This is a genomic window from Antarctobacter heliothermus (assembly GCF_900188425.1).
Taxonomy (GTDB): Bacteria; Pseudomonadota; Alphaproteobacteria; order Rhodobacterales; family Rhodobacteraceae; genus Antarctobacter; species Antarctobacter heliothermus.
The window spans coordinates 36628-62555 of record NZ_FZON01000015.1 but is presented as its reverse complement, the minus strand read 5'-3'; the positions used below and the strand labels follow the sequence as shown (position 1 = coordinate 62555).

The 25928-nt window shown below is 67.9% G+C and carries 34 protein-coding genes; 28 read left to right on the top strand and 6 right to left on the bottom strand.

Going from position 1 to position 25928, the window contains the following annotated elements; all coding sequences use genetic code 11:
* The first annotated feature begins 47 nt into the window (after nt 1-47).
* From CHB90_RS10065 to CHB90_RS09930, 28 genes are all read left to right on the top strand, one after another.
* Nucleotides 48-743 carry an AAA family ATPase gene (locus CHB90_RS10065; protein ID WP_170941027.1) on the top strand — a complete coding sequence of 232 codons (696 nt, stop codon included), beginning with the start codon at nt 48-50 and terminating at the stop codon, nt 741-743.
* Nucleotides 740-1105, top strand: a complete 366-nt coding sequence (locus tag CHB90_RS10060; RefSeq protein ID WP_089277737.1) for a hypothetical protein — start codon at nt 740-742, stop codon at nt 1103-1105. Before CHB90_RS10065 ends, CHB90_RS10060 begins: the two co-directional genes overlap by 4 nt.
* Entirely contained in the window at nt 1102-1491 is a 390-nt protein-coding gene (locus tag CHB90_RS10055; protein WP_245823216.1) for a helix-turn-helix domain-containing protein, read from the top strand. The genes CHB90_RS10060 and CHB90_RS10055 overlap by 4 nt, the downstream gene beginning before the upstream one ends.
* On the top strand, nt 1472-1822 hold the full coding sequence (locus CHB90_RS10050) for a helix-turn-helix domain-containing protein (protein WP_089277736.1): 351 nt from the start codon (nt 1472-1474) through the stop codon (nt 1820-1822). The genes CHB90_RS10055 and CHB90_RS10050 overlap by 20 nt, the downstream gene beginning before the upstream one ends.
* Nucleotides 1815-2039: a hypothetical protein gene (locus tag CHB90_RS10045; protein ID WP_170941022.1), complete on the top strand. Its 225-nt coding sequence runs from the start codon at nt 1815-1817 to the stop codon at nt 2037-2039. The genes CHB90_RS10050 and CHB90_RS10045 overlap by 8 nt, the downstream gene beginning before the upstream one ends.
* Nucleotides 2036-2686, top strand: coding sequence for a DUF3164 family protein (locus tag CHB90_RS10040; protein ID WP_089277734.1), 651 nt, complete (start codon nt 2036-2038; stop codon nt 2684-2686). Before CHB90_RS10045 ends, CHB90_RS10040 begins: the two co-directional genes overlap by 4 nt.
* Before the next feature lie 29 nt (nt 2687-2715).
* Complete coding sequence (locus CHB90_RS26530; RefSeq protein ID WP_170941026.1) at nt 2716-2859, top strand: hypothetical protein; 144 nt, start codon at nt 2716-2718, stop codon at nt 2857-2859.
* A 1-nt stretch (nt 2860) separates the two neighbouring features.
* Complete coding sequence (locus tag CHB90_RS10035; RefSeq protein WP_089277733.1) at nt 2861-3379, top strand: phage protein Gp36 family protein; 519 nt, start codon at nt 2861-2863, stop codon at nt 3377-3379.
* The gene (locus CHB90_RS10030) at nt 3379-3858 is read left to right on the top strand and encodes a phage virion morphogenesis protein (RefSeq protein ID WP_089277732.1); all 480 of its coding nucleotides are present in this window, start codon (nt 3379-3381) and stop codon (nt 3856-3858) included. Before CHB90_RS10035 ends, CHB90_RS10030 begins: the two co-directional genes overlap by 1 nt.
* Complete coding sequence (locus CHB90_RS10025) at nt 3855-4412, top strand: hypothetical protein (protein ID WP_089277731.1); 558 nt, start codon at nt 3855-3857, stop codon at nt 4410-4412. Before CHB90_RS10030 ends, CHB90_RS10025 begins: the two co-directional genes overlap by 4 nt.
* Nucleotides 4412-4861, top strand: a complete 450-nt coding sequence (locus CHB90_RS10020) for a phage baseplate assembly protein V (RefSeq protein WP_089277730.1) — start codon at nt 4412-4414, stop codon at nt 4859-4861. The genes CHB90_RS10025 and CHB90_RS10020 overlap by 1 nt, the downstream gene beginning before the upstream one ends.
* Entirely contained in the window at nt 4861-5199 is a 339-nt protein-coding gene (locus tag CHB90_RS10015; RefSeq protein WP_089277729.1) for a GPW/gp25 family protein, read from the top strand. The genes CHB90_RS10020 and CHB90_RS10015 overlap by 1 nt, the downstream gene beginning before the upstream one ends.
* The gene (locus CHB90_RS10010; RefSeq protein ID WP_089277728.1) at nt 5196-6098 is read left to right on the top strand and encodes a baseplate assembly protein; all 903 of its coding nucleotides are present in this window, start codon (nt 5196-5198) and stop codon (nt 6096-6098) included. The genes CHB90_RS10015 and CHB90_RS10010 overlap by 4 nt, the downstream gene beginning before the upstream one ends.
* A complete protein-coding gene (locus CHB90_RS10005) occupies nt 6091-7104 on the top strand; it encodes a phage tail protein I (protein ID WP_089277727.1) in 1014 nt (337 codons plus the stop codon). The genes CHB90_RS10010 and CHB90_RS10005 overlap by 8 nt, the downstream gene beginning before the upstream one ends.
* Nucleotides 7105-7112: 8 nt before the next feature.
* Entirely contained in the window at nt 7113-7550 is a 438-nt protein-coding gene (locus tag CHB90_RS10000) for a hypothetical protein (protein ID WP_089277726.1), read from the top strand.
* A 13-nt stretch (nt 7551-7563) separates the two neighbouring features.
* Complete coding sequence (locus tag CHB90_RS26765; RefSeq protein ID WP_212591587.1) at nt 7564-8481, top strand: hypothetical protein; 918 nt, start codon at nt 7564-7566, stop codon at nt 8479-8481.
* A gap of 7 nt (nt 8482-8488) precedes the next feature.
* On the top strand, nt 8489-8839 hold the full coding sequence (locus tag CHB90_RS09990; RefSeq protein ID WP_141135844.1) for a hypothetical protein: 351 nt from the start codon (nt 8489-8491) through the stop codon (nt 8837-8839).
* Nucleotides 8840-8845: 6 nt separating this feature from the next.
* Nucleotides 8846-9925, top strand: a complete 1080-nt coding sequence (locus CHB90_RS09985) for an SUMF1/EgtB/PvdO family nonheme iron enzyme (RefSeq protein WP_089277724.1) — start codon at nt 8846-8848, stop codon at nt 9923-9925.
* A 72-nt stretch (nt 9926-9997) separates the two neighbouring features.
* Complete coding sequence (gene avd, locus CHB90_RS09980) at nt 9998-10354, top strand: diversity-generating retroelement protein Avd (protein ID WP_089277723.1); 357 nt, start codon at nt 9998-10000, stop codon at nt 10352-10354.
* 282 nt (nt 10355-10636) lie between these two features.
* Entirely contained in the window at nt 10637-11728 is a 1092-nt protein-coding gene (locus CHB90_RS09970; protein ID WP_089277721.1) for a reverse transcriptase/maturase family protein, read from the top strand.
* Nucleotides 11729-11779: 51 nt separating this feature from the next.
* Nucleotides 11780-13315 (top strand): phage tail sheath subtilisin-like domain-containing protein, encoded by a 1536-nt coding sequence (locus tag CHB90_RS09965; protein WP_212591586.1) that lies wholly within the window; start codon nt 11780-11782, stop codon nt 13313-13315.
* A gap of 12 nt (nt 13316-13327) precedes the next feature.
* A complete protein-coding gene (locus CHB90_RS09960; RefSeq protein ID WP_089277720.1) occupies nt 13328-13825 on the top strand; it encodes a phage major tail tube protein in 498 nt (165 codons plus the stop codon).
* A 12-nt stretch (nt 13826-13837) separates the two neighbouring features.
* Nucleotides 13838-14143, top strand: coding sequence for a phage tail assembly protein (locus tag CHB90_RS09955; protein ID WP_089277719.1), 306 nt, complete (start codon nt 13838-13840; stop codon nt 14141-14143).
* A gap of 26 nt (nt 14144-14169) precedes the next feature.
* Entirely contained in the window at nt 14170-14310 is a 141-nt protein-coding gene (locus tag CHB90_RS09950; RefSeq protein WP_089277718.1) for a GpE family phage tail protein, read from the top strand.
* On the top strand, nt 14307-17915 hold the full coding sequence (locus CHB90_RS09945) for a phage tail tape measure protein (RefSeq protein WP_089277717.1): 3609 nt from the start codon (nt 14307-14309) through the stop codon (nt 17913-17915). The genes CHB90_RS09950 and CHB90_RS09945 overlap by 4 nt, the downstream gene beginning before the upstream one ends.
* A complete protein-coding gene (locus CHB90_RS09940) occupies nt 17902-18306 on the top strand; it encodes a phage tail protein (RefSeq protein WP_089277716.1) in 405 nt (134 codons plus the stop codon). Before CHB90_RS09945 ends, CHB90_RS09940 begins: the two co-directional genes overlap by 14 nt.
* Nucleotides 18303-18515 carry a tail protein X gene (locus CHB90_RS09935; RefSeq protein ID WP_089277715.1) on the top strand — a complete coding sequence of 71 codons (213 nt, stop codon included), beginning with the start codon at nt 18303-18305 and terminating at the stop codon, nt 18513-18515. Before CHB90_RS09940 ends, CHB90_RS09935 begins: the two co-directional genes overlap by 4 nt.
* Nucleotides 18512-19495, top strand: a complete 984-nt coding sequence (locus tag CHB90_RS09930; RefSeq protein WP_089277714.1) for a phage late control D family protein — start codon at nt 18512-18514, stop codon at nt 19493-19495. The genes CHB90_RS09935 and CHB90_RS09930 overlap by 4 nt, the downstream gene beginning before the upstream one ends.
* A gap of 110 nt (nt 19496-19605) precedes the next feature.
* On the opposite strand, the gene lpxB is transcribed toward CHB90_RS09930, so the two are convergent.
* The 6 genes from lpxB to bamA all read right to left on the bottom strand — a co-directional run bounded on the left by lpxB (nt 19606) and on the right by bamA (nt 25766).
* A complete protein-coding gene (gene lpxB, locus CHB90_RS09925) occupies nt 19606-20766 on the bottom strand; it encodes a lipid-A-disaccharide synthase (protein ID WP_089277713.1) in 1161 nt (386 codons plus the stop codon).
* Entirely contained in the window at nt 20766-21554 is a 789-nt protein-coding gene (locus CHB90_RS09920; RefSeq protein ID WP_089277712.1) for an LpxI family protein, read from the bottom strand. The genes lpxB and CHB90_RS09920 overlap by 1 nt, the downstream gene beginning before the upstream one ends.
* Nucleotides 21555-21560: 6 nt before the next feature.
* The gene (gene lpxA, locus CHB90_RS09915; protein ID WP_170941025.1) at nt 21561-22352 is read right to left on the bottom strand and encodes an acyl-ACP--UDP-N-acetylglucosamine O-acyltransferase; all 792 of its coding nucleotides are present in this window, start codon (nt 22350-22352) and stop codon (nt 21561-21563) included.
* Entirely contained in the window at nt 22349-22810 is a 462-nt protein-coding gene (gene fabZ, locus CHB90_RS09910) for a 3-hydroxyacyl-ACP dehydratase FabZ (RefSeq protein WP_089277711.1), read from the bottom strand. Before fabZ ends, lpxA begins: the two co-directional genes overlap by 4 nt.
* 66 nt (nt 22811-22876) lie before the next feature.
* Nucleotides 22877-23497, bottom strand: coding sequence for an OmpH/Skp family outer membrane protein (locus CHB90_RS09905; protein ID WP_425426607.1), 621 nt, complete (start codon nt 23495-23497; stop codon nt 22877-22879).
* Between the two features lie 7 nt (nt 23498-23504).
* Nucleotides 23505-25766, bottom strand: coding sequence for an outer membrane protein assembly factor BamA (gene bamA, locus CHB90_RS09900; protein ID WP_245823214.1), 2262 nt, complete (start codon nt 25764-25766; stop codon nt 23505-23507).
* Nucleotides 25767-25928: the final 162 nt, after the last annotated feature.

Sequence of the window (25928 nt, the reverse complement as noted above, 5' to 3'; positions counted from 1 at the left end):
TGGCAGAGACAAGAGCTTTATACAATACACTGGCGCCGATGCGGAACGTGACCGCGTTCCTGACGCTCGTGCGCCGACTGGAAAACCGCGGCCACGGGCTGCCCGGCATGGGCTGCTTCTACGGCCCGTCGGGGCTGGGGAAGACGACCGCCAGCGTCTACGTCGCCAACGAGGAGCAGGCATGCGTCGTCCAGGTCAAGTCGGTCTGGACCCAGAAGAAGCTCTGCCAGGCGATCCTCGCCGAGCTGGGCGTGCATCCCGCGAAGGTGATCGGCGACATGGTCGACCAGATCGCCGAGGTGCTGGCGCGCGAGGGCGTGCCGCTCCTGATCGACGAGGCCGACTTCCTGGTCAAGAAGGGCATGATCGAGATCGTGCGCGACATCTACGAGAGCTCCTTCGTGCCGGTCATCCTGATCGGCGAGGAGCTCCTGCCGCAGAAGCTGCGCAAGTGGGAGCGGGTGCACGGCCGCATCCTGAGCTGGGTCGCGGCCGAGCCCGCGGACGATGACGACTTCGACCTGCTGCGCCGCATCCGCTGCCCCGAGGTCGAGATCGACGCGCCCCTGCTGGCCAAGATGCGCACCGCCTCGGGCGGCTCGGCGCGGCGGATCGTGGAGAACCTCGAGCTCGCCCGCGAGATCGCCGCCACCCGCAACCTCGACCGCCTGACGCTCGAGGACTGGGGGCGGCGCGACTTCTTCACCGGCATCACGCCCGACGCACGGAGGATTTCGGCATGACGCAAGACCGGAACCCGAAGGACACTGCCGTGCGGGGGGTGCGCCGGGTCCGCGCCGCCACGCCCCAGGGCAACATGTGGCGCGCCATTCGCGGGCTGGGGGCCTTCACCTACCGCGACGTGGCGATGCACGCCAACACAAGCAGCGTGCCGGTCTCGGAAGGGGCTGCGCGCGACTACTGCCGGATGCTCGCCAATGCCGGCTATCTGCGGGTCGAGCGCAAGGCGCAGCCCAAGGGTCGGCTGGCCGTCTACCGCCTGGTGCGCGACACCGGCCCGCGCCCGCCGCGCGAGAAGCGGGTGCGCGCCGTCTGGGACGACAACCGCGGCGAGTACGCCTACATCGCCGGAGGTGTCGCATGAACCAGGTGACACCGATCGAGCGCGCCCGCGCGGCCTATGGCGGCGATATTCCCGACTGGGTCGAGGGGTTGGCGCGCGCCTGCGCGGAGACCAGCCAGAACCGCGTGGCCAAGCGCATGGGCGTTTCCGCGGCGCTGATCTCGAACGTGATCGCGGGCAAGTACCCGGGCGATATGGCGCGGGTCGAGGACCTCTATCGCGGCGCGTTCGAGGCGCAGACCGTCGATTGCCCGGCCATGGGCATGATGCCGCTGGACGAGTGCCGGCACTGGCGCGCGAAGTCGCGCAAGCTGTCCAATGCCAACACCCGCAACGTGACCATGTTCCGGGCCTGCAACCGCTGCCCGATCAACAAGGGAGGCGGCGATGGCGGCACCGATGGCTGAACGCGACGAGATCATCGCGCTGGCGCGGCAGGGCAATCCCCCGCGCGAGATCGCGGCCCGCATGGGGCTGGATGCGAACACCGTGTCCTGCCTGCTGAGCTACGAGCGGCGCAAGGGTGCCGACATCCCGCACGCCCCGCCCGGGTCCGGACGCATCGGGCGGACCCGCTTCGTGATCTGCGACCCGCCCGCCGGGCTGCGCGAGGCGCTCGCCCCGCATGCGGCCGCGCGCGGCATGTCGATCTCCGAGCTCAGCGGCGCGCTGCTGCTCGCGATCACCCGCGACGACCTGGTCGACGCGGGTCTCGACGATGGAGGCGCCGATGCCTGAGCGGTTCACCGAAGGCGAGATGCTGCGCCTGGCGGCGAAGGCGGCCCACAAGATCGACCTGCTCGGCGCGCGCGGCACCACGCTCTGCACGATGGAGGAGATCGACGCGATGGCCTGCCTGCTGGTGCTCTCCGGCGCGCTGGCCTCGTCCGAGGAGCTTCACAAGGGGGCGATCGCCGCCCCTTCAACCCCCTCTTCAACAGGAGACGATCAATGACGGAACATGAGCCAGCCCCGATCCAGTCGGGCAGGATCGAGATGGACGGCAAGACCTACATGCGCGACGCCAAGGGCGCGCTCGTGCCGGTCGAGGTCGTCAAGGCGCAGGATCAGCTGCAGGACGAGACGGTGCGCAAGATCGTCGGCTATGCCAAGGCGCTGAGCGCGCAGATGCAGCGCTTCAAGGCGCATGTCTTCGAGGATGTGGGCGATCTGGAGGCACTGCTCGCCCAGGAATACGAGCTCACGCTGGGCGGCGCGAAGGGCAACAAGACGCTGATGTCCTATGATGGCTGCTTCAAGGTGCAGATCGCGGTGGCCGACCGGGTGGATTTCGGGCCGGAGCTGCAGATCGCCAAGACGCTGATCGATGAGTGCCTCAACGAGTGGGCGGCCGACGCCCGCCCGGAAATCCGCGCGATCGTCACCCGCGCCTTCAACACCGACAAGGAAGGCCAGATCAACCGCTCGGAAATCTTCATGCTCCTGCGCCTGGAGATCGAGGACGCCCGCTGGCAGCGCGCCATGTCGGCGATCCGCGACGCGATGCGGGTGGTCGGCTCGAAGACCTATGTGCGCTGCTACATGCGCGATCACGCCGAGGCGGCGTGGGAGCCGGTCGTGCTCGACCTGGCGAGGGTGTGAGCCGTGAACACAAACAGGGAGGACTGACCATGAAGGCCGACAAGATGGACGAATACTGGCGCATCCAGTGGGGTATCGCGGTGGCGAACGACCGCGGCGACGTGGGCCGCGAGCTCGAACTGCTGGCCCGGCAGGAACAGCTTCGCGTCGAACTGGGCATGGGCGGGGCATGACATGGGCGCGCGCGACCTTCAGAAGCTGATCCATGTCGGGTGCCGCGAGCTGGGCCTCGATGCCGATGCCCGCCGCGACCTCCAGCAGGCCGCGACGGGCAAGGCGAGCATGCGCGACATGACCGAGGCCGACCTGCGGCTGGTGGTGGATCGCCTCAAGGCGTCGGGGTTCGACCCCGGCTCGGGACGTGTCCGCCAGGCCAGCGACGAGATCGACAGCTACCTCGCCGTGCGCTACCGCCTGCCGCTGCCCGAGGTGCCGGGCATCCTGCGCCAGATCGCCGTCGACTTCGCGCTCTACCGCCTGGCGCTCTCGCGCGACGTGCTCTCCGACGAGCACCGCCGGCGCTACGAGGACGGCCGCGATCATCTAAAGCGGATCGCCGAGGGCCGCGCCGCGCTGCACCTGCCCTCGCTCGAAGCCGACCCCGACGGCGATGGCGAAGGCGACGGCCCGACCCCGGTCGTGCGCCACGGCCCCGAGCGGCTGTTCTCGCGCGACAAGATGCGGGGGTTCTGATGGCTGTCACTCTGACCACCGAAGGCATGGAGGCCGCGCTCGACGGGCTGCAGCGCCTGGCGGGCTTCGACGCCGCGCAGATCCTCGATGAGGTCGGCGCGATCGTCGAGGACAGCACCAAGGTGCGCATCGCCGACGAGAAGACCGCGCCGGACGGCACGCCCTGGGCGGACTGGTCGGCCGACTACGCCGCCACCCGCCGCGCCCAGCACTCGCTGCTCGTGGCCTCGGGCAACCCCGGCCTGCTGGAAAGCATCCAGCGCTACGCCAGCCCGACCGAGGTCGAGGTCGGCAGCAACATGGTCTATGCCGCGGTGCACCAGTTCGGCGCCGCCCAGGGCGCCTTCGGCAACACCTCGCGCGGCAGCCCCATCCCATTCGGCGACATCCCGGCGCGCCCCTATCTGGGGCTGTCGGACGATGATCGCCAGGAGATCGAGACCTTCGTCGCCGACCGGCTGGGAGACCTGCTGCAATGAGCGAAGTGCGCGACGATCTCCTTGCCACGCTGCCCGACGTCATCGCCACGCAGGTGGCCACGCGGATCCCCGATCTCGCCGAATGCCGCGGCATCGCGGGGCGGTTTTCCGTGGGCGAGCTGCGCAAGCAGTCCATCCGCCACCCGGCCGTTCTGGTCGCCCATCTCGGCGCGCGCCAGGAGCAGGACTGGACCGGGCCGCATCACGGCTTCCTGCTCGACATGGCGGCCTTCATCGTCACCAAGGACCGGCTCGGCCTGCCTCGCGACGCGGCGGCGGCCAATATCGGCCAGGTGCTGCTGAGCATGATCCCCGACAACGCCTGGGGCGAGAGTGCGCTCGGCCAGGCGCGCGCCGTGCGCCTGCAATCGCTGGTCACCCCCGAGACGCGCGACGCGGCGACGAGCCTCTGGGCCGTCACCTGGTCGCAGCCCGCCGTCGTGCAGGGCTACACGACACCCGAGCCGCTGGCGATCGAGCTCTATCTCGGCCAGGCCCCGGAGGTCGGCGCCGAGCATGAGGGCGACTACACCGAGATTGGAGGGGCGAGCTGATGGCTGGGTTCCAGCACGCCGAGGCCGATCGCCGTGCCACCAATATCGTCCAGGTCGGCGCGGTCACCGCGATCGACACCGGCGCCAACCGTGCCCGTGTGCGCATCGGCGGGCTCGACACCCAGCCGCTGCCCGTCACGCAGCTGCGCTCGGGAACCGTCCGGTTCCAGTGGATGCCCTCGCCGGGCGAGCAGGTCGTGGTCTATGCCCCGCGGGGCGACATGGAGCGGGCCTTCATCGGCCCTTCAATCCCCGTTGACGGGGGCGCCGTGGCGCCCGATGCGGCCACCCCGACCATCGATCTCGGCGGCTCGATCCTGTCGATCATCGGCGACATCAAGATCGACGGCACCGTCACGGTCACCCAGGACGTGATCGCGAACGGCATCAGCCTGGTCAATCACATCCACCCCGAGAGCATCGGCTCGGTCACCGGGAAGCCGCAGTGATGGCGGGGCTTGCAACCACATCCCTGCGCCGGATCGACGACGCCGCGCACCTGGAGCAGTCGATCGCGGATATCCTGATGACGCCGGTGGGCAGCCGGGTCATGCGGCGCGACTACGGCTCGCGCCTGGCCGAGATCGTCGACCAGCCGATGAACGGCGAGACGGTCGTCGACATCTTCCTTGCCACCGCCGAGGCGCTCGCCGAGTGGGAGCCGCGCTTCCGCGCGCGCCGCGTCCAGGTGGAGCGGGCCGAGGCCGGGCGCTTCGACCTGGTGGTCGAGGGCGACGTCGCCGGCGTCACCCGGGCGGTGCGCACCGCCCTGGGAGGTGGCGCATGAGCCGCTTCGTCCAGATCGACCTGTCGGCACTCACACCCCCCGATGTCGTCGAAACCCTCGACTACGAGGCCATCGTCGCGGCCATCAAGGCCGATGTCGAGGCGGCCGCGCCCGAGCTCGCCGATGTGCTGGCGCTGGAAAGCGAGCCGGTGGTCAAGCTGATCGAGGCATTCGCCTATCGCGAGCTGCTGCTGCGCCAGCGGGTCAATGACGCGGCCGAGGCCGTGATGCTGGCACGCGCCAGCGGGGCGGACCTCGACAACCTCGCCGCGCTCTTCGGTGTCGAGCGGCTCACGATCTCGCCCGGCGACCCCGACGCCGTCCCGCCGATCCCGGCGGTGATGGAGGCCGACGACGCGCTGCGCCAGCGGGTGCAGCTGTCGCTCGAGGCGCAGAGCGTGGCCGGCCCCGAGGGCGCCTATCTCTTCCATGCCCGCGCCGCCGACGAGCGCGTGCGCGATGCCAGCGTGATCTCGCCGGGCGCCGGCGAGGTTCTGGTCACGGTGCTGGCCTCCGAGGGCGACGGCACCGCGCCGCAGGACCTGGTGGACGCGGTCGAGGCGGCCGTCGGCGCCGAGGACGTGCGCCCGCTGACCGATCACGTCACCGTGTCCAGCGCGGCCGTGGTCGACTACACGATCGAGGCCGAGCTCACGCTCTATCACGGCCCCGACGCAGACGTGGTTGCCGCCGCGGCGCGTGCCTCGGTCGAGGCGTTCGCGACCCGCCACCACCGGATCGGCCACGACATCACGCGCTCGGGCCTCTTTGCCGCGCTGCATGTCGAGGGCGTCCAGCGCGTCGAGCTGATCCAGCCGGCCGCCGACATCGTGGTCGACGACACCCAGGCCGCCCATTGCGGCAGTATCTCCGTGAGCGTGGGAGGTCGCGATGTCTGAGTTCGCCTCTCTCCTGCCGCCCAACGCCACCGAGGCCGAGCGCGGCGTCGAGCGTGCCGGCCTGCGCCTCGACGAGATGGCGGTGCCGGTGCGCCACCTGTGGAACCCCGACACCTGTCCGGCCGCGCATCTGCCCTGGCTGGCCTGGGCGCTCTCGGTCGACAACTGGGAGACCGACTGGCCCGAGGCGGTCAAGCGCCAGACGCTGCGCCGCTCGGTCGCCGTGCATCGCCGCAAGGGCACGCCGGCCGCGCTGCGCGATGCGCTCAAGGCCATCGGCTTTGCCGAGGTCGAGATCGACGAGGGCCTGCCGGTTGCGCGCTACGACGCCACCGAGACCCATGCCGGGGCCGAAACCTATGGCGGCGGCACCCGCTGGGCCATGTTCACCCTGACCCTCGACCTTGGCGAATGGCGCGGGCTGAGCGACGAGGGCGTGGCGCGCGTCATCGACGCGGTCGGCCGGGTCAAGCCGGTGCGCTCGCACCTTGCCGATCTCGCCTTCCGGGTCGGCGTGGCCGACACCGCCGAGCTGGCCGAGGACATCGAGACCGAGGTCGCGCACACCGCCTCCGACGTCCTGCCCTGGGGGCGGCGTTATGACGGCACGACGCAGCACGAGGATGCGATGCGCCTCGCCCATGACGGCGCGCAGGATCACGGCGGGGCCGTGGCCTATGCCGGCTGGACCGACATCGAGGGGCGTCACGACGCCGTGCGCGTGCGCACCCGGATCGGGATCGACCTTGGCCAGTCCGACCGGATGGAGATCGCGCCGGCCCATGACGGCCGGTTCCGGCATTCGGGCATCACCCATGGCGCGGGCCAGCCGCCGGCGGCCGACACGGCGATGCCGATCACGCTCACGCGCCACCGGCTGCATGACGGCCGGCACCGGCATGCGGGCGCGGTCCACGACGGCGCGCTGAGTTTCGACGCGAGCCAGCCCTACTGGGCGGGCATCTACCACAGCGGGGCAGAGACCGCCGCGATGACGGCAATGTGAGGGGCACGATGCAGGCAACCGACAGGCTGACAGTGAGGGGCGCGCTCGACATCACCGTGCGCAGGGATGGCGTGATCATCGAGCGGATCGCCATGCCCAACATGATCCTCGGGGCCGCGCGCACGGCCATGGCGGCGCTGATCGCGGGCGACGGGGCGGGCAAGCACATCGCCGAGATCGGCGTGGGCACCAACGGCGACGGGCCGGCGCCCGGCGATACCGGGCTGACCGGCGCCTTCACCAAGCCGGTGAGCGGCTTTGCCTACCCGGCCGCCGGCGAGGTGCGCTTCGACTGGCGGCTCGAGACCACCGAGGCCAACGGGCTGGCGATCCGCGAGTTCGGGCTGATCACGGCCGACGGGACGCTGTTCGCGCGCAAGACCCGCGCGGCGATCGAGAAGGCCGACGACATCAGCCTCGACGGCAGCTGGACCATCATCTTCTAGAGAGGACACACACATGGCGAACCTATCCGAAAACGCCTCATGGCCGAGCGGCATCTACCAGATCGAAACCACCGACCCCGTGGTCGGCGGCCCGGACGGGATTTCGAACGTCCAGGCCAAGCAGCTGGCCAACCGCACCGCCTGGCTCAAGCAGAAGGCCGACGAGCTGGTCGAGGCGCGCGGCGACGAGGCGACCCTGGGCGACCGGCTCGACCTGCTCCAGGCGCTCTCGCCCGAGCACCAGGTGGCCATCATCGGCGCCGCGCAGGAGGCGCTCGGCCTGGCCGGCGTGCTGTCGCGCGAGATCGACGTGATCCGCAACCGGGTGCTCGCCCAGGGCGAGGTGGTGCTCAAGAACAAGCACGTCATCTCGGGGATGGTGCTGAGCAAATCGGGGATCCGCGCGCTCGACCTGTCGCAGAGCGGCACCGTGGGCAGCGGCGCGTCGCGCGCCTGGATCGACGGGCTGACCATCACGCTGGCCGACGAGGCGAACCATGTCTCGGTGCCGACCAACGAGACCGACGAGGCGGTGAGCTACTACGCCTTCCTGCATGACGGCCCCGGCGGCTACGGCGTCGGCGTGGCCCAGGAGGTGCCCGATGACGGGCTGGTGCTCTACCGGCTCGACCTGCCCGCGAACGACACGGCCGGCGACCTGTCGGCGGTCACCCTGACCGATCTGCGCGTCGTGCGCCCGCAAAGCGGATGGCGGGTCGACGCAGCGCCCTTCGTCTCGGTGGCGTTCGCCGAGGCCCTGCCCGCGGCCGATTACGGCGTCGCGCTGGAGGTCGAGGGCGCGACCAACCTCGCCGGGGTCGGCGCGCTGACCGCCTACGACAAGGCGCGCAACGGCTTCAAGATCAAGGCCAGCGGCTCGGCCGACAACATCCGCATCCGCTGGACCCTTCTCAACCCCCGCTACCAGTGAGGCTTAAATGGACGTTCAACACATGACGAAAGGCCGGGTGCTCGAGCACCACCTTGACGGCACCGAGCTGCACATCGGCAGCCCCGCCCAGGTCATCGACCTGGCCGCGCGCGAGCGCGACGCCGAGGTCGTGATCGGACTGCGCGCCGATGCCGCGGGCGGGCTCGACCCGGAGGGCGACCTGCACGCCGCCACGATCATCATCCCGCCGCGCCGCTACGAGCTGGGCGAAGTCACCGAGGAGAGCGACGGCGAAACCATCACCTACCAGGATCACGTCGCGCAGCCGCTCAATCTCGCGGCCGTGACCCTGCAACTCTACGGGCTGCCGGAGCTGCCCACGGAAAACGAGGAGTAAGACCCCATGTCCATCATCATCTCCGCCCCCGATGCCTTCCGGCAGTCGGTCGAGGCCGCCTCCGGCGGCGTCAACACGGTGCTCTACGACGATCGCGGCTACCCGTCGATCATGTGCGTCGTGCCCCGCTTCAACATCGAGGATATCGACCCGGCCCTGGGCAGCGGCGTGCACCCGGCCTTCACGATCGACGGTGCGCAGAAGTCCGAGATCATGGTCGGCAAGTTCCAGGCCACGATCCACGACGACCGCGCGCTGTCTCTGCCCGGTCAGGACCCGGCGGCGAGCATCGATTTCGACACGGCCGACCAGCGCTGCGCCGACAAGGGGCCGGGCTGGCACATGATGACGAATGCCGAGTGGTCGGCGGTCGCGCTGTGGTGCTGGAAAAACGGTTTCATGCCGCGCGGCAACACCGATTACGGCCGCGACTACGACCAGACCTACGAGACCGGCCGGCGCCAGGACGGCGGCGATCCGGGTGACACCAATGGTGCTGCGCGCACCCTCACGGGCTCGGGTCCGGCCAGCTGGTATCACGACAACAGCCCCGCCGGCATCGCCGACCTGACCGGCAATGTCTGGGAGTGGGTGCGCGGCCTGCGCCTGGTGGGCGGTGAAATCCAGATCATCGCCGACAACAACGCCGCCGCCACCGATGCCGATCACTCGGACGCCAGCACGCTCTGGCAGGCGATCCTCCAGGACGGCTCGCTCGTCGCGCCCGGCACGACCGACACGCTGAAATGGGACGCGACCGGCGCCGACGGCACCGGCAGCCCGATCCTCAACACCTCTGTTACCAGCCAGTCAGACGGCTCGAACAGCGCATCCGAGATGTACAAGGACCTGACCGCCGAGGCCGGCGTGACCGTGCCCGACATCGCCAAGGTTCTGGGCCTCTTCCCGCACGCAGTCGATATGACCCGCGGGCGCTTTTACATGCGCAACGAGGGGGAACGTCTGCCGCGCCGTGGGGGCGACTGGAGCAGCGGCTCGTTTGCCGGCGTGTTCGCCCTCGGCCTGCACAACCCGCGCTCGAGCGCGAGTTCGCTCATCGGGTTTCGGCCCGCTTTCGCGATCTGAAATCCGCCCACCTGAACTCTGACAGGGCGGGCGAGAGCCCGCCCGATACACCAAAGGAAAAGGCCCGAACCAGTGGATGATCTGAAGATCAGGCGGAAATGCGAGGAGATGATCGCCTACGGCTATGTCGCGCTGCGGCAGTTCCCGAAGGCGGAGCGTCATGTCCTGAGCCAGGAAATCCGCCAGACCATGTGGCGGGTGCTGCGGCTGATCATCATCTGCAACCGCCGCTACCACAAGAAGACCACCATGCAGGACCTCGACGGCGAGCTCGACCTGCTGCGCAGCCAGGTGCGGCTGTCGCGCGAGCTGCAGTACCTGCCGTTTCGCAAGTGCGAGGTCTGGAGCCGTCACCTCGACGAGCTCGGGCGCATGGTCGGCGGCTGGTTCCGGAGCCTCAAGCAAAGGGGTGCGGGCAATGTGGCTTGAACGTCTGCCGATCCGTGGGGGCAACTGGAACAACGGCTCGAATGCCGGCGTGTTCGCCCTCAACCTGAACAACCCGCGCTCGAACGCGAGTTCGAACATCGGGTTTCGGCCCGCTCTCGGGGAAAGCCGGAAGGCGGTGCCTCACGGGGTGCCGTCCAGCGCGCCCTCGAAAGGCCCCGTATCCCTCGGCCAAGTGCCGGAAAAAATGAACAGGCCGGGGCGGGACAGTAGCGCAAGCGCGACCCTTCGCGCCGGCCGCCCCAGTATCCGGGAAGTCGCGTGATGGCCTGCACCTACAACAACCTCTTCGAGCAGATCGCGGATTTCGAGGCGCTGCACCGCGCCTGGGGCCGCGTGATCCGGGGCCGCCGCGCCCAGGCGGACGTGCTGCGCTTCGAGCGCGACCTCGAGCCGAACCTGATCGCGCTGCAGGAAAGCCTGCGGCTGGGCGCCTACGCCACCGGCCCCTACCGGCACTTCAAGGTGTTCGAACCCAAGGAGCGCGCGATCTCGGCGCTGCCGCTGAAGGACCGCATCGTCCAGCACGCCCTGATCGAGGCGATCGAGCCCATCTGGGAGTGCCGCTTCATCCATGACAGCTATGCCTGCCGGCCGGGCAAGGGCGCCCATGCCGGGGTCGACCGGGCGCAGGCCATGCTGCGCGCCGTCCAGCGCGAGGCGGGCTGCATCTACGTGCTCAAGGCCGACATCGCCAAGTACTTCCCCTCGGTGTCGCACGACGCGCTCAAGCGCCTCCTGCGCCGGCGCATCGCCTGCGCGCCCACGCTGCGCCTGATCGACGACATCATCGACAGCACCGCCGAGCCCGGCGATCCGCTGCCGCGCGGCATCCCGATCGGCAGCCTGACGTCGCAGCTCTTCGCCAACATCTACCTCCACGAGCTCGACGGCTTCGTGAAGAACGACCTGCGCGTGAAGCGATACCTGCGCTACATGGACGACTTCGCGATCGTGGATGCCGACAAGGCCCGGCTGCACGAGCTGCGCCGCGAGATCGACGGCTTCCTGCATGCGCATCTTGCGCTCAGGCTCAACGCCAAGACGCAGGTCTTTCCCGTCCGCCCCGGCGGCCGGTCGCTGGACTTCCTCGGCTACCGCATCTGGCCCACGCACCGGCTCCTGCGCCGCGACAGCGTCGGCCGTATGCGCAAGAAGATGAAGCGCATGGCGCGGCAATACCACGAGGGCCAGATCGACCTGGACCGCGTGCAGCGCGTCGTCGCCAGCTGGGTCGGCCATGCCGGCCACGCCCAGACCTACACGCTGCGCCGCAAAGTGGTCAGCGGGCAGGTCTTCATCCCGCCGCCGCGCAAGGTGGCACCCCTCGAACCCGAAAGGAGGCAGTGCGCATGAGCTCCGGCCCGCTTTCACGAACCCTGAACACGCTCTTCAAAGGAGGCTTCAATGTCTGAGCAGTTCCTTCACGGGGTGGAGGTCGTCCAGATCGACGACGGCCTGCGCCCGATCCGTACCGTCCGCTCCTCGGTTATCGGGGTGGTGGGCACCGCGCCCGACGCCGCCGGCGCCACGGCGGCAACCCTCACCCTGGGGTCGACCGCGCTGAATACCGCGCTCACCTTCACCGCCCAGGCCGCCGGTCTCGACGGCAACCTGATCTCGGTCGCCTTCACCGATCCCGGTGAAAGCACTGCCGCGATCGCGGTGACCGTCGACGGCAACGCCATCTCGGTGGCGCTGGCCACCGACGCCGAGGGCGCGATCACCTCGACCGCGGCCGAGGTCAAGACCGCGATCGAGGGTGACGTCGATGCCGCCGCCCTGGTGGCAGTCACGCATGCCGGCACCAGCGACGGCTCCGGCGTCGTGCGCGCCAAGGCGGCAACCAAGCTGGCGGATGGCGCCGACGAGCCCTTCCCGCTCAACACCCCCGTGCTCATCGCGGGCAGCCGGCGCGAGGCGGCCAAGCTCGACGCGACCGGCCAGGGCCTGGGCACGCTGCCCGCCGCGCTCGACGCGATCTTCGACCAGGCCGGCGCCGTCGTCGTGGTCGTCCGGGTCGAGGAGGGCACCGACGACGCCGAGACGCAGGCCAACATCATCGGTGGCGTCGACGGCGTGACCGGCGATTACGAGGGGCTGCAAGCCCTCGCCGCGGCCGAGAGCATCGTGCATGTCTCGCCGCGCATCCTGATCGCTCCGGGCTTTACCCAGAACACCGGCGTGGTCAGCGAGATGATCGGCATCGCCGAACGGCTGCGCGCGGTCATCATCGCCGACGGCCCGAACACCACCGACACCGAGGCGATCGAGTATCGCGGCGAGTTCGGCTCCGACCGGGTCTATATCGTCGATCCCTGGGTGACGGTGTTCGACACCGTGGCCGCCAAGGAGGTGGTCGCGCCGGTCTCGGCGCGGGTGGCGGGCGTGATCGCGCGCACCGATGCCGACAACGGCTTCTGGTGGTCGCCCTCGAACAAGCTGATCAACGGCATCACCGGCACCGCCCGGGCGGTGTCCTTCGGCCTGTCCGATCCGAACTCGCGCGCGAACATCCTCAACGAGAACGAGGTGGCGACGATCGTGCGCAAGGACGGCTACCGCCTCTGGGGCAACCGCTCGACCACGGCCGATCCGCTCTGGGCCTTCCTGAGCGTGCGCCGCACGGCCGACATGATCTACGAGAGCGTCGAGCAGGCGCATCTGTGGGCCATGGACCGCCCCTTCTCGGCGCAGCTGATCAACGACATCCGCGACGGGGTCGATGCCTACCTGCGCCACCTCAAGGCGCTCGGCGCGATCCTGGGCGGGCGCGTCTGGCTCGATCCCGAGCTCAACACCGAGGCCCAGCTCAAGGCCGGCAAGCTCTATCTCGATTTCGACATCGAGCCGCCCGCGCCGCTCGAGCACCTCATCTTCCGCGCGCATCGCAACGGCGAGTACTATGAAGAACTCGTCGCCGATGTCGCCCAGGCCAGCTAAGGAGACCGGCAAATGGCGTACCCCCGCACTATCCGCAACTTCAACGCCTTCGTCGACGGCACGAGCTATTTCGGGCGCGTCGACGAGGCGAAACTCCCCCCGATCACCCTCAACACCGAGGCGCATCGCGGCGCGGGCATGGACGGCCCCGTCGCGATCGACATGGGCATGGAGGGCATGCAGTCCGAGATCACCTTCGCCGAATGGGACCCGGCGCTGCTCAAGTCCTTCGGCCGGCGCACGCGCTTCGTCATGCGCCCCGGCGCCATGGGCGAGGACGACTTCTCGGCCGACACCTACATCGCCACCCTGGGCGGGCGCATCAGCGTCAACGGCCCCGAGGATCTGAAGGCCGGCGACAAGTCGACCCTGAAGATCACCATGGAGGTCGACTACTACCGCCTCGAAAAGGACGGCGAGGAGCTGTGGGAGATCGACATCGAGAACGGCGTGCGCGTCATCGGCGGGGTCGACCAGCTCGCCGAGCTGCGCCGCGCCATGGGCATCTGAGGAGGCTGAGCCATGAGCGACAAGACCCACAAGACCCGGCTGAGCGCACCCCTCAAGAACGGTGACAAGGAAATCCACGAGGTCGAGGTCACCAAGCCCTCGGTCGGCGCGTTGCGCGGTCTGAAAATGACCGACGTGCTGCAGATGGATGTCACCGCCCTGATGACGCTCCTGCCGCGCGTGACGCGGCCCGCGCTCACGCCCGACCAGGTGGCCGCGCTGGACCCGGCCGACTTCACAGACCTGTCGGGAAAGCTGCTGCTTTTTTTCGCCAGGGCGGAGCAGCTGGAGGGGCTGGCAGCACAGGGGAACGCCTGAAGCTCCCCGATGACGTAGAGCAGGCCATGGCCGATGTGGCCATGGTCCTGCACGTCCAGCCGTCCGAGATGATGGCCATGGAAATCGAAGAGCTCGCGCGCTGGCATGCCATGGCGCGCGAGCGCAGGGAGGCGGAGGCGCGCGCGAACGGAGGCCCGAGACGATGAGCGATCTCAACATCGCCATGATCCTGAGACTGGTCGATCGGGTCAGCGCACCGGCAAGGCAGGTTCGCGGGGCGCTCAGCGGCATCGCCGAAAGCGCGACGCGGGCGGGCAACCGGACCGCCGCCTTCGCCGACCGGAGCATCGCGGCCGCGCAGGCCAGCCGCACGGCGATGCGCGGCGCGGCCATGGGAACCGTCGGAATGGGCTTTGCCCTCTTCCAGGCAATGCGCCCGGCGGTGCGCTTCGAGGAGGCCATGGCGGGCGTCGGGGCTGTCAGCGGGGCCAGCCAGGAAGAGCTGGAGCGGCTGACCGAAGAGGCGCGGCGCCTGGGCTCCACGACACCGCATGCCGCCAGCGCTGCGGCGGACGGCATGCGGTTTCTCGCGCAGGCCGGCTTCGATGTGAACGAGACCATCGAGGCAATGCCGGGCCTGTTGAACCTGGCCTCGGCTGCGCAGACCAGCCTTGCCGACACCTCTGACATCACCTCCAACATTCTCAGCGGCTTCCGCATGGAGGCCGACGAAATGGGGCGGCTCGGCGACGTCCTGACCAACACCTTCACCAGCTCGAACGTCGATCTGCGAATGCTGGGCACGACAATGGAGTTCGTCGCGCCCGCCGCCGAGGCGGCCGGTGTGTCGCTGGAGCAGACGGCGGCGATGGCCGGCCTGCTGGGTGACGCAGGCATCCAGGGGAGCAAGGCCGGAACCGGGCTGCGTGCCGTCATCGACCGGCTGAGCAGCGCCAGCGGCGAGGGGCAGGCGGCGCTTGAGGCCCTCGGTGTGCAGACCAGCGATGCCAACGGCAACCTGCGCGACATGCCCACCCTGCTCGCCGAGATTGACGCGGCCATGGCCGACCTCGGCAGCGCGGAGCGCGCGGGCATGCGGTCCGCGATCTTCGGGCGCGAAGCGTCGAGCGCGGCGGAAATCCTCCTTGAGCGGGCTGGCGCCGGGCGGCTCGACGAGTACGCGGAAAGCCTGCATCGCGCCGGAACGGCCGCCGGCATCGCGGCACAGATGAACGATAACGCCCAGGGCTCCCTGAGACGGCTGGCGAGCGTCGCCGAGAGCGCCTCGATCGCGGCCGGAAACGCCTTGCTGCCCGCTCTGACCGATGTCGCTGAGGGCATTGCGCCCATTGTCGAGATGGCGGCGGCCTGGGCGGACGCAAACCCGGAGCTGATCGCCCAGATCGGCACATTCACCGCGGGGCTGCTTGGCCTTCGGGTTGCTTCGCTGGTTCTGCGCTATGCCGCCCTCACCACGGCCGTGCCCGTGCTGCGCCTGATCGGCGCGGGCGGGCGGCTGGTTGCCTTCCTGCCGGTGCTGGGGCGCGCGCTGCTGGCCCTGCTCAACCCCTTCGCGCTGGTGCGCGGGGCGATGATTGCCCTGCGCGTGGCGTTGCTGGCCAGCGGGATCGGCGCGATCGTCGCGGGCATCGCGCTCGCGGGCCTCTGGATCTGGAACAACTGGGAGGGGCTGCTCGCCTTCTTCCAGGGCTTTGGCGTGGGGCTGCGCGCCGCGCTCGGGCCTGCCGCCCCGCTGCTCGACTGGCTGGTCGAGCGGGCGCAGGCGCTGGCGGAATGGATCGGCGCCCTGGTGGCGCCGCTCGATGCGAGTGCCGAGGCGTGGGCCGAGTGGGGCGAGACGGCCGGCGGTTGGCTCGGCGGCGTGGTCGCGCAGCTGATCGAGTGGATCGAGGCATCGCCAGCCGTCGCGCAGGGCGTGGCGCTGGTGACCGCTGGCGTCATGGGTCTGCGTCTGGCGCTGCGGGTTGCCACATGGCCGCTGCGCATGTTCGGCCGCCTGCTCGGCAGCGTCGTGGGCGGGATGGCGCGACTGTCAGGGCTGCGCGCGTTGCGCCTGTCGCGGCTCTTGACACCCCTCCGGTGGGTGGCCTTGATCCCGCGCCTCATATGGTCGCTTTTCCTTACCCTCGCAGTCGGCGGGAGGCGGCTGTTGGTCTCGGGTCTTTTCAAGGCGCTGGCGTGGGGCGCGCTTATACCAAGGCTCGCGAGGGCGACATGGGTGGCGCTGGCCGTAGGTAGCAGGCTTGCGGTGTCGGCACTCTTTAGGCCGCTCAGCTGGGCGGCGTCGGCACTTATCCCCCGCCTTTCGGCGCTACGCTTCCGCAGTATCGCGACGGGCGGTGCGCGGCTAGCGGTGAGTGCTTTGGTGGCGCCCCTCAGGTGGACGCGGCGCCTAATTCCGGCCATCCGCTGGGGCTCTCTTGGCCTCGGCGTTCTGGGTATGACGAGGGGTGGCTGGGGTGCGCTGGTCAGGCCGCTCGTCTGGGCCGCGAGGATCGGCGGCCGAGCCCTCATCGGCCCGATCGGTTGGGCGCTCCTGGCCGGGGAGCTCCTTTGGAGTTTCCTGATCAAGCCCGTCGGGTGGGATGAATACCTTAGCCGTGAGGCGCTCAGCGGCTATGTCGAGGAAATCAGGAAGTGGTTCACCTGGGAAAATCTGATCGAGGTCATCAACTGGGCCGTCTGGCTGCCGATAGCCCCCTTCACCGCCCTGATGGAGTGGATTTTCGGCTTCCAGTGGAGCGACTTCCTGCCCGACTGGAGCTGGAGCTTCATCGGCAAGATCGACTTCGGCGACCTGATCACGTGGCCCGAGCCGCCCGCCTGGCTGCTCTGGCTGATGGGGCGCGATGACAGCCCGATCGTTGAGGCGCCGGTCGTGGCGGACATGCCCGGCTTCAATCGGCTCACGCCCGAGGTGCGGCAGGCTGCCGAAACGGTGCAGGCGGCGGCGGGGCGTAGCGCCCTGCCGGCGCAGCGCATCGCGGAGCTTCGGGAGGAGGCTGAGGCCACGCGCGCCGAGATCGCCGCGCTGGAGGATCAGCTCACCGGCCCGATGGGGCCGGGCGACATGATGGCCTCGGCCGAGCGCCGCCGTCGGCTCGGGCAGGCGCAGGCGGAGCTCGAGGCGCTGGTCGGGCAGATCGCCGAGGCCGAGGCGCAGTCGGATCAGCTGGAGGCCGCGCTCGCGGTTCTGTCCGACACCGAGGCGGCGCCGGAGATCAATGTAACGTCGATCGAGCGCGCCCTTGAGCGCGTGCGCGAGCTCTCCGGTGCGCTGCGCAACCTCCCTGGCGGCACGGCCAACGGGGCGGCGCCGACAGGCACCACCAGCGGCGAACCGCGCCCGGCCGGGGCGCGCGCCCTTGGCGGGTCGGTGCGGCCCGGTTTCGGCTATCGCATCAACGAGCAAGGCGAGGAGATATTCGTTCCGGATGTCGCCGGCCGGGTAATCCCGGCGCGGGTGTCGCGCATGATCATGGCGGCCTCCATGGCGGGCGTGCCGGCGGTCGCTGCGGCCGGTGCGGTCGACATGGCCGCGCTGGCGTCGTTCAATCCGGCGGCCATCGCGGCCGAGATGCCGAACATCGACCGCAGCCCCAGCCTGGTGGGTGCGGGCGGCAACCAGCAGGTCGGCGGCGTGACGGTCGGAGATATCCATATCCACGCGGCGCCCGGCATGAGCCCGCAGGACATCGCGGCCGAGGTGCGCCGCGAGATCGAGCGTATCGGGCGCGAGAGCGGCTCGGCCAACGGGCTGCACGACGGAGGGCAGTATGATCGGGACTAGCTTGGTGATGATGGCGCTCGGCGCGTTCCGCTTCGGCGTCAACCACGCCGCCTACCAGTCGCTCACGCGGCAGGCGGCGTGGCGATGGGAGAAGCTCGACCGCGTCGGTCGCGCGCCAGCGCTTCAATACCTCGGGCCGGACGCCCACGACCTGGTGCTTGAAGGGGTGATTTACCCGCACTTCAAGGGGGGCTTGCGGCAGGTCGAGCTGATGCGCGCCACGGCCGATCTGGGCCAGCCCATGATGCTGGTCGACGGGCTTGGCTGGATCTGGGAGCAGTGGGTTATCGTCGGCGTCGAGGAGCGCAAGAGCTACTTCATGCGCGACGGCGCGCCGCGCAAGATCGAGTTCACCATCACCTTGCGCGCCTATGGGGCGGACCTGCTATGACGACCTACACCACACAGCAAGGCGACACCGTGGACGCCATCGCCTGGGCGGAATACGGCGATGACGGCTACACGCTCGACCTCCTGCGCGCCAATCCGGGGCTCGCCGACCGCGGCCCGATCCTGCCCGCCGGCATCGAGGTGCGCCTGCCCGATCGCGTCACGGCGCCCGCGGTCGCGCAAATCCGGCTCTGGGGGAAAGAGGCGTGACACCGGACTTCCTGATCGAGGCCGACGGCTCGGACATCACGCCGCTGGTGCGCGACAGGCTGGTGTCGCTGCGCCTGGTCGACGAGCAGGGCTTCGAGGCCGACCGGCTGGTGATGACGATCGACGATCGCGACAGCCGGGTCGCGCTGCCCGCCAGGGAGGCGGAGGTGGAGCTGCGCCTCGGGTATCGCGAGACCGGCCTCTCGCCCATGGGGCTCTACGTGGTTGACGCGGTATCGGTCGAGGGGCCTGTCCAGAAGATCACGATCCGCGCCCAGGCGGCCGACATGACCGGCCGCATACGGTCGCCGAAGACGCGCGCCTGGGAGGACGTGACCCTGGGCAATATCGTCAAGAAGATCGCCGGCGAGGCGGGGCTCGACCCCGTGGTGGGCGAGGATATCGCCACCACGCATTACGACATGGTCGCGCAGACAGCAGAGAGCGACCTGCACCTTCTCACCCGCCTGGCGGAGGCGCTGGATGCGACCGCCAAGCCTGCGGCCGGGCGTCTCGTCGTGGTGCGCCGGGGATCGAAGCAGACGGCTGAGGGCGAGGACATCCCGCCCGTGCCCCTGCCTCTCTCACGGCTGACGCGCTGGAACTTCGACCTGTCCGGCCGTGAGGTCTACAAGACCGTGAAGGCCGAATGGGCGGAGATCGGCGCCGGGCAGGTGCGCGTGGTCGAGGTGGGAGAGGGCGAGCCTATCCTCGAGCTGCGCGAGGTCTACGGCTCGGAGGAGGCAGCCAAGCGCGCGGCCGACGCCGCCCTCAACCGGGCGCGCCGGGGGCTGGGCAAGGGCACGCTGGAGCTCGGCGGGTTCGACGCCGGGCTGTTCGCGGGCGGGCTTGTCGACCTGCCGGACATCCGGGCGGAGCTGTCAGGCGAGTGGCACATCCGGCGCGTGGAGCACGAGCTCGGGTCCAGCCTGCGCAGTCGGGTTGACGTCGAGCGCGGCGAGGACGAGGAGGGCGATTAAGCGGCCCTTAAAGCGGCGTTGACGGCCCGCTCGACCAAAAAGCGTTTGCTGAAAAATTGCGTGTCAAACTCTGAAAAATTGCGTGTCACGCTACATCTGCCTTAGTGGAGTCAGTGCAGCGGTTTGCCCACCGGTAATCGATCCAGCACGGCGCGCGCGGCACGCAATCCGGGGCGTTCGCCCCCGCGCCCCAGCCGCTGCATGGTCAGGTCCATCGCCGCCTGCTGCGCGTCTGGCGCGTCCAGAACCGCGCCAATGGCCTGTGTGATCGGTCCGGGCAGGCATTTGGCGCCGATGAACTCCGGGATCACGCGGGTTTCAGACACCAGGCTGACCAGCGTCACGCTGTCCACACGCAGCATCCGGCCAATGATCTGGCGGCTGAGCCAGCTCATGTCATAGGCGATCACCATCGGCGTCCCTGCTGCCGCCAGTTCCAATGAAACGGTGCCCGAGGCTGCCAGCGCCACATCCGCCGCACCAAAGGCCGCGCGCTTTTCCAGCCCGCCGGGATCATTGGTTGGCTCAATCACCAAAGGCGCGCCGGGCCACGTCGCCACCGCCGCACGCACCGTGGCTGCAACCGGCCCGGCGGCAGGGATCACCAGCCGCAGATCCGGTCGCATGGCGTGCAGCTGTTGTGCCACCTGCGCAAAGATCGGCAACAGGCGGCTGACCTCGGACCGGCGCGAACCGGGCAGGATCAGCGCCATCTCACCGGTAATCCCATGGCGCGCGCGAAAACCCTTCGCCTGCTCTGCCGTGGCCTGTGGCTCCATCACCACCGGATGGCCGACAAAATCACAGGGAATACCCGCCGCCTCCATGTAAGGTGGCTCAAACGGCAACAAGGCCAGCACCTGATCCACATGCGCCGCCATCTTTTCGGCCCGCTTGGGCCGCCAGGCCCAGACGGTAGGCGCAACGTAATGCACCACGCGTACGTCAGACACCGCCTTGACCAGACGCGCCACACGCAGGCTGAACTCTGGCAGGTCCACGGTGATCAAAACGTCAGGCCGTTCGGCCACAACCGCATCGGCAGTCTGGCGGATCCGCGCCTTGAGATGACGGTATTCCTTGAGGATCTCTCCAATCCCCATGATGCTGATTTCATCCATGTCGAACAGGCTGTCCAGCCCTTCGGCCTGCATCAGCGGCCCGCCAATTCCGCGAAACGTGATCTCTGGAACCAGCTCTTTCAGCCCCGCCATCAGCGCCGCGCCAAGGCGATCCCCAGAGGGTTCCCCGGCGGTGATGAACACCTGCATCATGCCCCCCTTTCACGCACCCACAAGAACAATCCGGCAGCGTTCAGCCGCTCTATCACGCTGACAAGATCCAGAACCATGACGCCGCCTGCCTCGATCACAATGCCGGCAAGACCGGCGGCAATTGCGCCCTCCGCTGTGCCGATGCCGATCACCGGCAGATCGGCGCGGCGATCCTGACCGGGCTTGGGCGCCTTGTACAAAACCCCACCACGCGCCTCCGGCCCCAGGCCGCGCAGCATGGCATCGGTGCCGTCCTGCCCTTCGCGCGCGATGATCCGGGAGGCGTGCAGAACACAGGCCTGTCCCAGATCGCGCCGCGCTTGGTCGTCAGAGACGCCATCGCCCATGCGGACCGTTTGCGCTGCGGCCTTGTCCGGCTGGGACACGGTCGGCACTCCAGCGTCTGGCAACAGGTCCGGAACCAGATCATGCGCGGCCATGACGGTGAACCCGGCACCTTCGAGGATGTCTATGACGATCCGCAAGGCACCGTCGTCGCCATAGCGCAGCGCGCGCAGGATACGCGGAACAAGTGGCAAGGTCCGCATATCCAGTCGCGTCAGCGACAGGTCGGGACGGCTCACGGCGCCGCAAAGACACACCTGCGTCACCCCGCGCGCCTTTAGCCAGGCAAGCAATCCGCCCAACTGTTCCAGGCGAAATAGGTGATCGGCCTTCAGGTGATCAGGCGGACATTGCTCCAACCCGCAGACAACGACGGACCCGGACACGGCCCCGGCCACTGCAGCAGGCAAGGCCCCACGCCCTGCGATCAATGCCAGCATCGCCCCTCAACCCGGTGTCAGGAAACTGCGGTCGCTGTCGCCAAGCACAAATTCGACAATCTCACGCACATAATCGCTTTGGGTTTCCTCACCCAACCGCCGCGCACGGTCCTGAAAGGCCCCCTCACCCTGCGCCAGCATCTGAAAGGCCGCACGCAGTGCTGTGATGTCGGACCGGGCTACACCACGCCGTTTGAGACCGACAAGGTTCAGCCCGTCCAACACGCCGCGCGGCCCCTGCACCAACCCATGCGGGATCACGTCGTTGGTCACCATCGTGACGGCCCCGATGATCGCGCCGCGCCCGATGCGCACCCATTGATGCACGCCCGACAATCCGCCGATGATCACGTCATCCTCGATCACGCAGTGCCCGGCCAGCGCGGCGTTGTTCACGAGGATCACATTGTTGCCCACCTGTACGTCATGCGCCACATGGCATCCCGCCATGAACAGCCCGTCGTTGCCCACCCGGGTCACGCCGCCACCGCCTTCAGTCCCGGTGTTCATGGTCACATGTTCGCGGATACGGTTGCGCTCACCGATAACCAGACTGGTCTTTTCGCCACGGAACTTCAGATCCTGCGGGATCTCGCCGATCACCGCGAAGGGAAAGACCACCGTCTCTGTACCGATCACGGTCTTTCCGGTGACCACCACATGGCTTTTGAGCTCGACACCGTCGTGCAGCACCACCTCCGGCCCGATATGGCAGAACGGGCCGATCACGCAGTCCTGCCCGATTTGCGCGCCGTTCTCGACGACGGCGGCGGGGTGGATCACCGGGTCGCCGCTCAAGACGGCAGGTCCATCATGGCGGTGAACTCGGCCTCGGCGGCCATGTCGCCCTCAACCTCGGCCACGCCGCTGAATTTCCAGACTTTGCCGCCCGGCTTGCCGCGCAGGGTGCTCAGGCGCATCCTGAGTTGGTCACCGGGAACGACCTTGCGGCGGAACTTGCACTTGTCGATGGCCATGAAATAGACCTTCATCTCCTTGTCGGCCATGTTCAGCGCGGCCCCAACCATGACGGCGGCGGTCTGGGCCATGGCCTCGACGATGGTCACGCCGGGCATGATCGGCAGGCCGGGAAAATGGCCCTGGAAATGCGGCTCGTTCATGGTGACATTCTTGATGCCAACCGCCGACCGCGTGCCGTCGATCTGTTCGACCCGATCGACCAGAAGGAATGGATAGCGGTGCGGCAGAATGCGCTGGATCAGCTGGATGTCCGCACTGAGAAGCGTGTCGGTCATGGGCGGGCTCCCTTCGAGTTTTGGCGTAATCCCTAGCAACGGCGGCGGGCGGGGGCAAGCGCGGGCTCACTCCTGCGGGTCAGGTTGCGCCTCGGGGGCCTCTGGCACAGTATCAGGGGCGGGATCGGGCGACGCGGCGGCCCCGTCGCCGATCTGGGCGTCGATCCGCGCGATGGCCCGGTCGGTTATGTCAACGGAATCCGCCGCCACAAGAACCGTTCGCCGTTCAAGGATCAGAGCAGCACCTGCCTCGCGCAGCAGGCCCTCAAGAACCGGTTGGGCGACGGTCAGGAATCGGCGGCGGGCCTCATCGGTGCGCGCCCCAAGCGCGCGTGCCTTGGTGTCCTGCTCATCGCGCAGGCGCTGAACCTTTTCGTCAAAGGCATCGGCCAGCTTGCGGAATTCGTCGGGCGCCAAGGTCGGGCGCAGGTCGGTCAGCCGCCGCTCTTCTTCGGTCAGTTCCGCCTCTATCCTGCGATTCTCGGTCGCAATGGCGCGACCCGCCTGCTCGATTTCGCTGTTCACACGGAGGCCAAAGGCGCTTTCGGAAAAGACCCGCTCGAACTCGATGACAAGGATCGGCGTCTTGGAAACCGTGGTTGCAAAAGGACTGCCCTGCCCCTGCGCGCCTGCCGCGACGCACCAAAGCGCCAGCAGCAGGATCGCAAGACGGGCGGTCAACTGCACATCCGCCTCAGAACTGAGTCGAGATCGTCAGGTTGAAATTCTGCGTCTCGTCGTACTTTCGCTTTACCAGAGGTTCGGAGAAGTTCAGACGAAGCGGCCCAAGCGCGCTGTCCCAGAAGATCGAAAAGCCGATCACATGGCGTGCGTCAAAGCCGGTGGAGACAACTTTGTTTCCGGGAGTTGTGACCTTGTTCTTGGTTGCATCGCTCAGTCCCCAGACTGAGCCGACGTCATAGAACAAACCGCCGGAGATGCCGTATTCCTCCGGCAGGCCAAGCGGGAATTCCGCCTCGAACCGGGCCACGGCGTAGAAATTGCCGCCCAACGAGTCGTCCACACCAGTGCCCACCTCACGCGGACCGATGCCGCCGTAGGTAAAGCCGCGCATGATGTCGGACCCGATCAGGAAACGGTCCGTCACCCGGCTGTTGCCTTTGGAATAGCTCAGCGCCCCGCCTTCCAGCGTTGCGCGCAGCGTCACTTCTTCGTTCATGATGCGTGTCTGGGCGATGGCCTTTGCATTGGTTCTGACAAAGGTCGTGTCGCCGCCAAGACCGGCATAATCCTGTCCGAATTCGAAACGATAGCGGGTGTTCGGGTCCAGACCCTTCGCCAGCGAATCGAAGATGTAGGTGTAGCCAAGCGAACTGTCGTAACGTTCACCCTCGGCCGCCTCGGCGGTCACGATATCACCGACGTCAGTCTCATTTCGAATGTGGCCGTAGTCCAGCGTATAGCGCAGTTGCAGGCGTGCCTGTTCGGCCACCGGGAATTCGAGGAAAGGCTGGAAGATGCCGGTAACAGTGTCGAAATCGGCGTTCAGGTTATCGGTTTCCGAATAGCCCAGCTGGAACCCCAGCGCGAGATCACGCCCGAACAGCCCCGGTTCCGCGAACCGCAGGCCGTATTGCTGCGATTCGGCGGCATTGCTGATCTTGAAGCTGAACGCTTGCCCGCGACCAAGAAAGTTCTTTTCGGAAAAGGCAAAGGTGACACCGATGCCGTTGGCCGTGGAATAGGAACCGCCCAAGCTGATGGAGCCGGTCGGCTTTTCCTCGACGTCTACGTCGATGACCACCTGTTGCGGGCTGGACCCTTCGCGCGCGTCCACGTCCGCCTTGTTGAAGAAACCAAGCGCGCGGATGCGTTCGGCGCTTTCACGGATGGCGCGCGGGTTGAACGGATCGCCCTCGACCACCTCGAACTGGCGCCGGATGACCCGGTCAAGCGTGGTGGTGTTGCCCTCGATGTCGATGCGTTCGATGAAGATACGCTCACCGCGCACCAGTTGAAACTCAATGTCCAACGTCAGATCGCGGTCGTTTCGGCTGACCCGCGGTTCGACCCGGACAAAGTTCAGACCCTCGTTCACCGCCAGCTTTTCAAGGCGGGCAATCTCATTCTCGACAAGCGCGGGCGAATAGACCTTGCCGCGCTTGAGACGGATCTTGCTGCCGAACAGATCGGAATCGACCTCTGACAGGTCGGAGGTCACGGAAACCTCACCGACCGTAAATTGCTGGCCTTCCTCGACGTTGAAGGTGACGAAATACCCGTCGCGTTCCTGGCTGAGTTCGGCGTTGATGCCGGTTATGCGGAAATCGACATAGCCGCGCGAGGAATAGAAATCGCGCAGGAGCTGCTTGTCGAACTCGACGCGGTCCTCGATGAAGGTGTCCTTGCGGATCACGGCGCGCAGCAGGCCCGCCTGCTTGGTATCCAGCACGCGGCGCAGACGCCGGTCAGAGTACTGTCCGTTGCCAACAAAGCCGATGCGCTCGACCTCGGCAACGCCGCCCTCAAACACCTCGAACACCAGATCGACACGATTGTCGCTGCGTCGGATGACCTTGGGAGAGACACGCGCCGCCAGACGGCCCTGCACCTCATATGCCTTGCTGACCGCCTGCGCGTCGGCCTCTGCCACGCGCGGGCTGAACACGCGGCGCGACTGGGACTGCACGATCTGGGCGAGATCCTCATCCTTGATCCGCTTGTTGCCCTCAAATGCGATGCGGTTGATGGTCGGATATTCAACGACACGAATGACCAGGCGTGACCCTTGTGGGATGATCTCGACGGTCTCGAACAGACCGGAGCCAAGGATTCGCTGATAGGCGTCGTTCAGTTGTGCCGCCGATACGCGATCCCCCCGCGCGATTCCCGCGTAGGACAGGATTGTGCCCGGCTCGACCCGCCGATTGCCTTCAATCGAAACGGCATTGAAAACATAGCTTTGTGCGTAGGCAATTTCAGGGATGGTCGCCATCCCCGCCCCCATCGCAACAGCGAAACTCAGGGCCACTGCCCTGCCCGCGTTTGCGACGTGATAACCCGTTGCACGGCCCTGCGCTTTTCGCGCGGAAATGACCTTTGCCATCTTCACAATCCACTTTGACATCCCGGAGTCGTGAGTACCGGGAATGCGGTG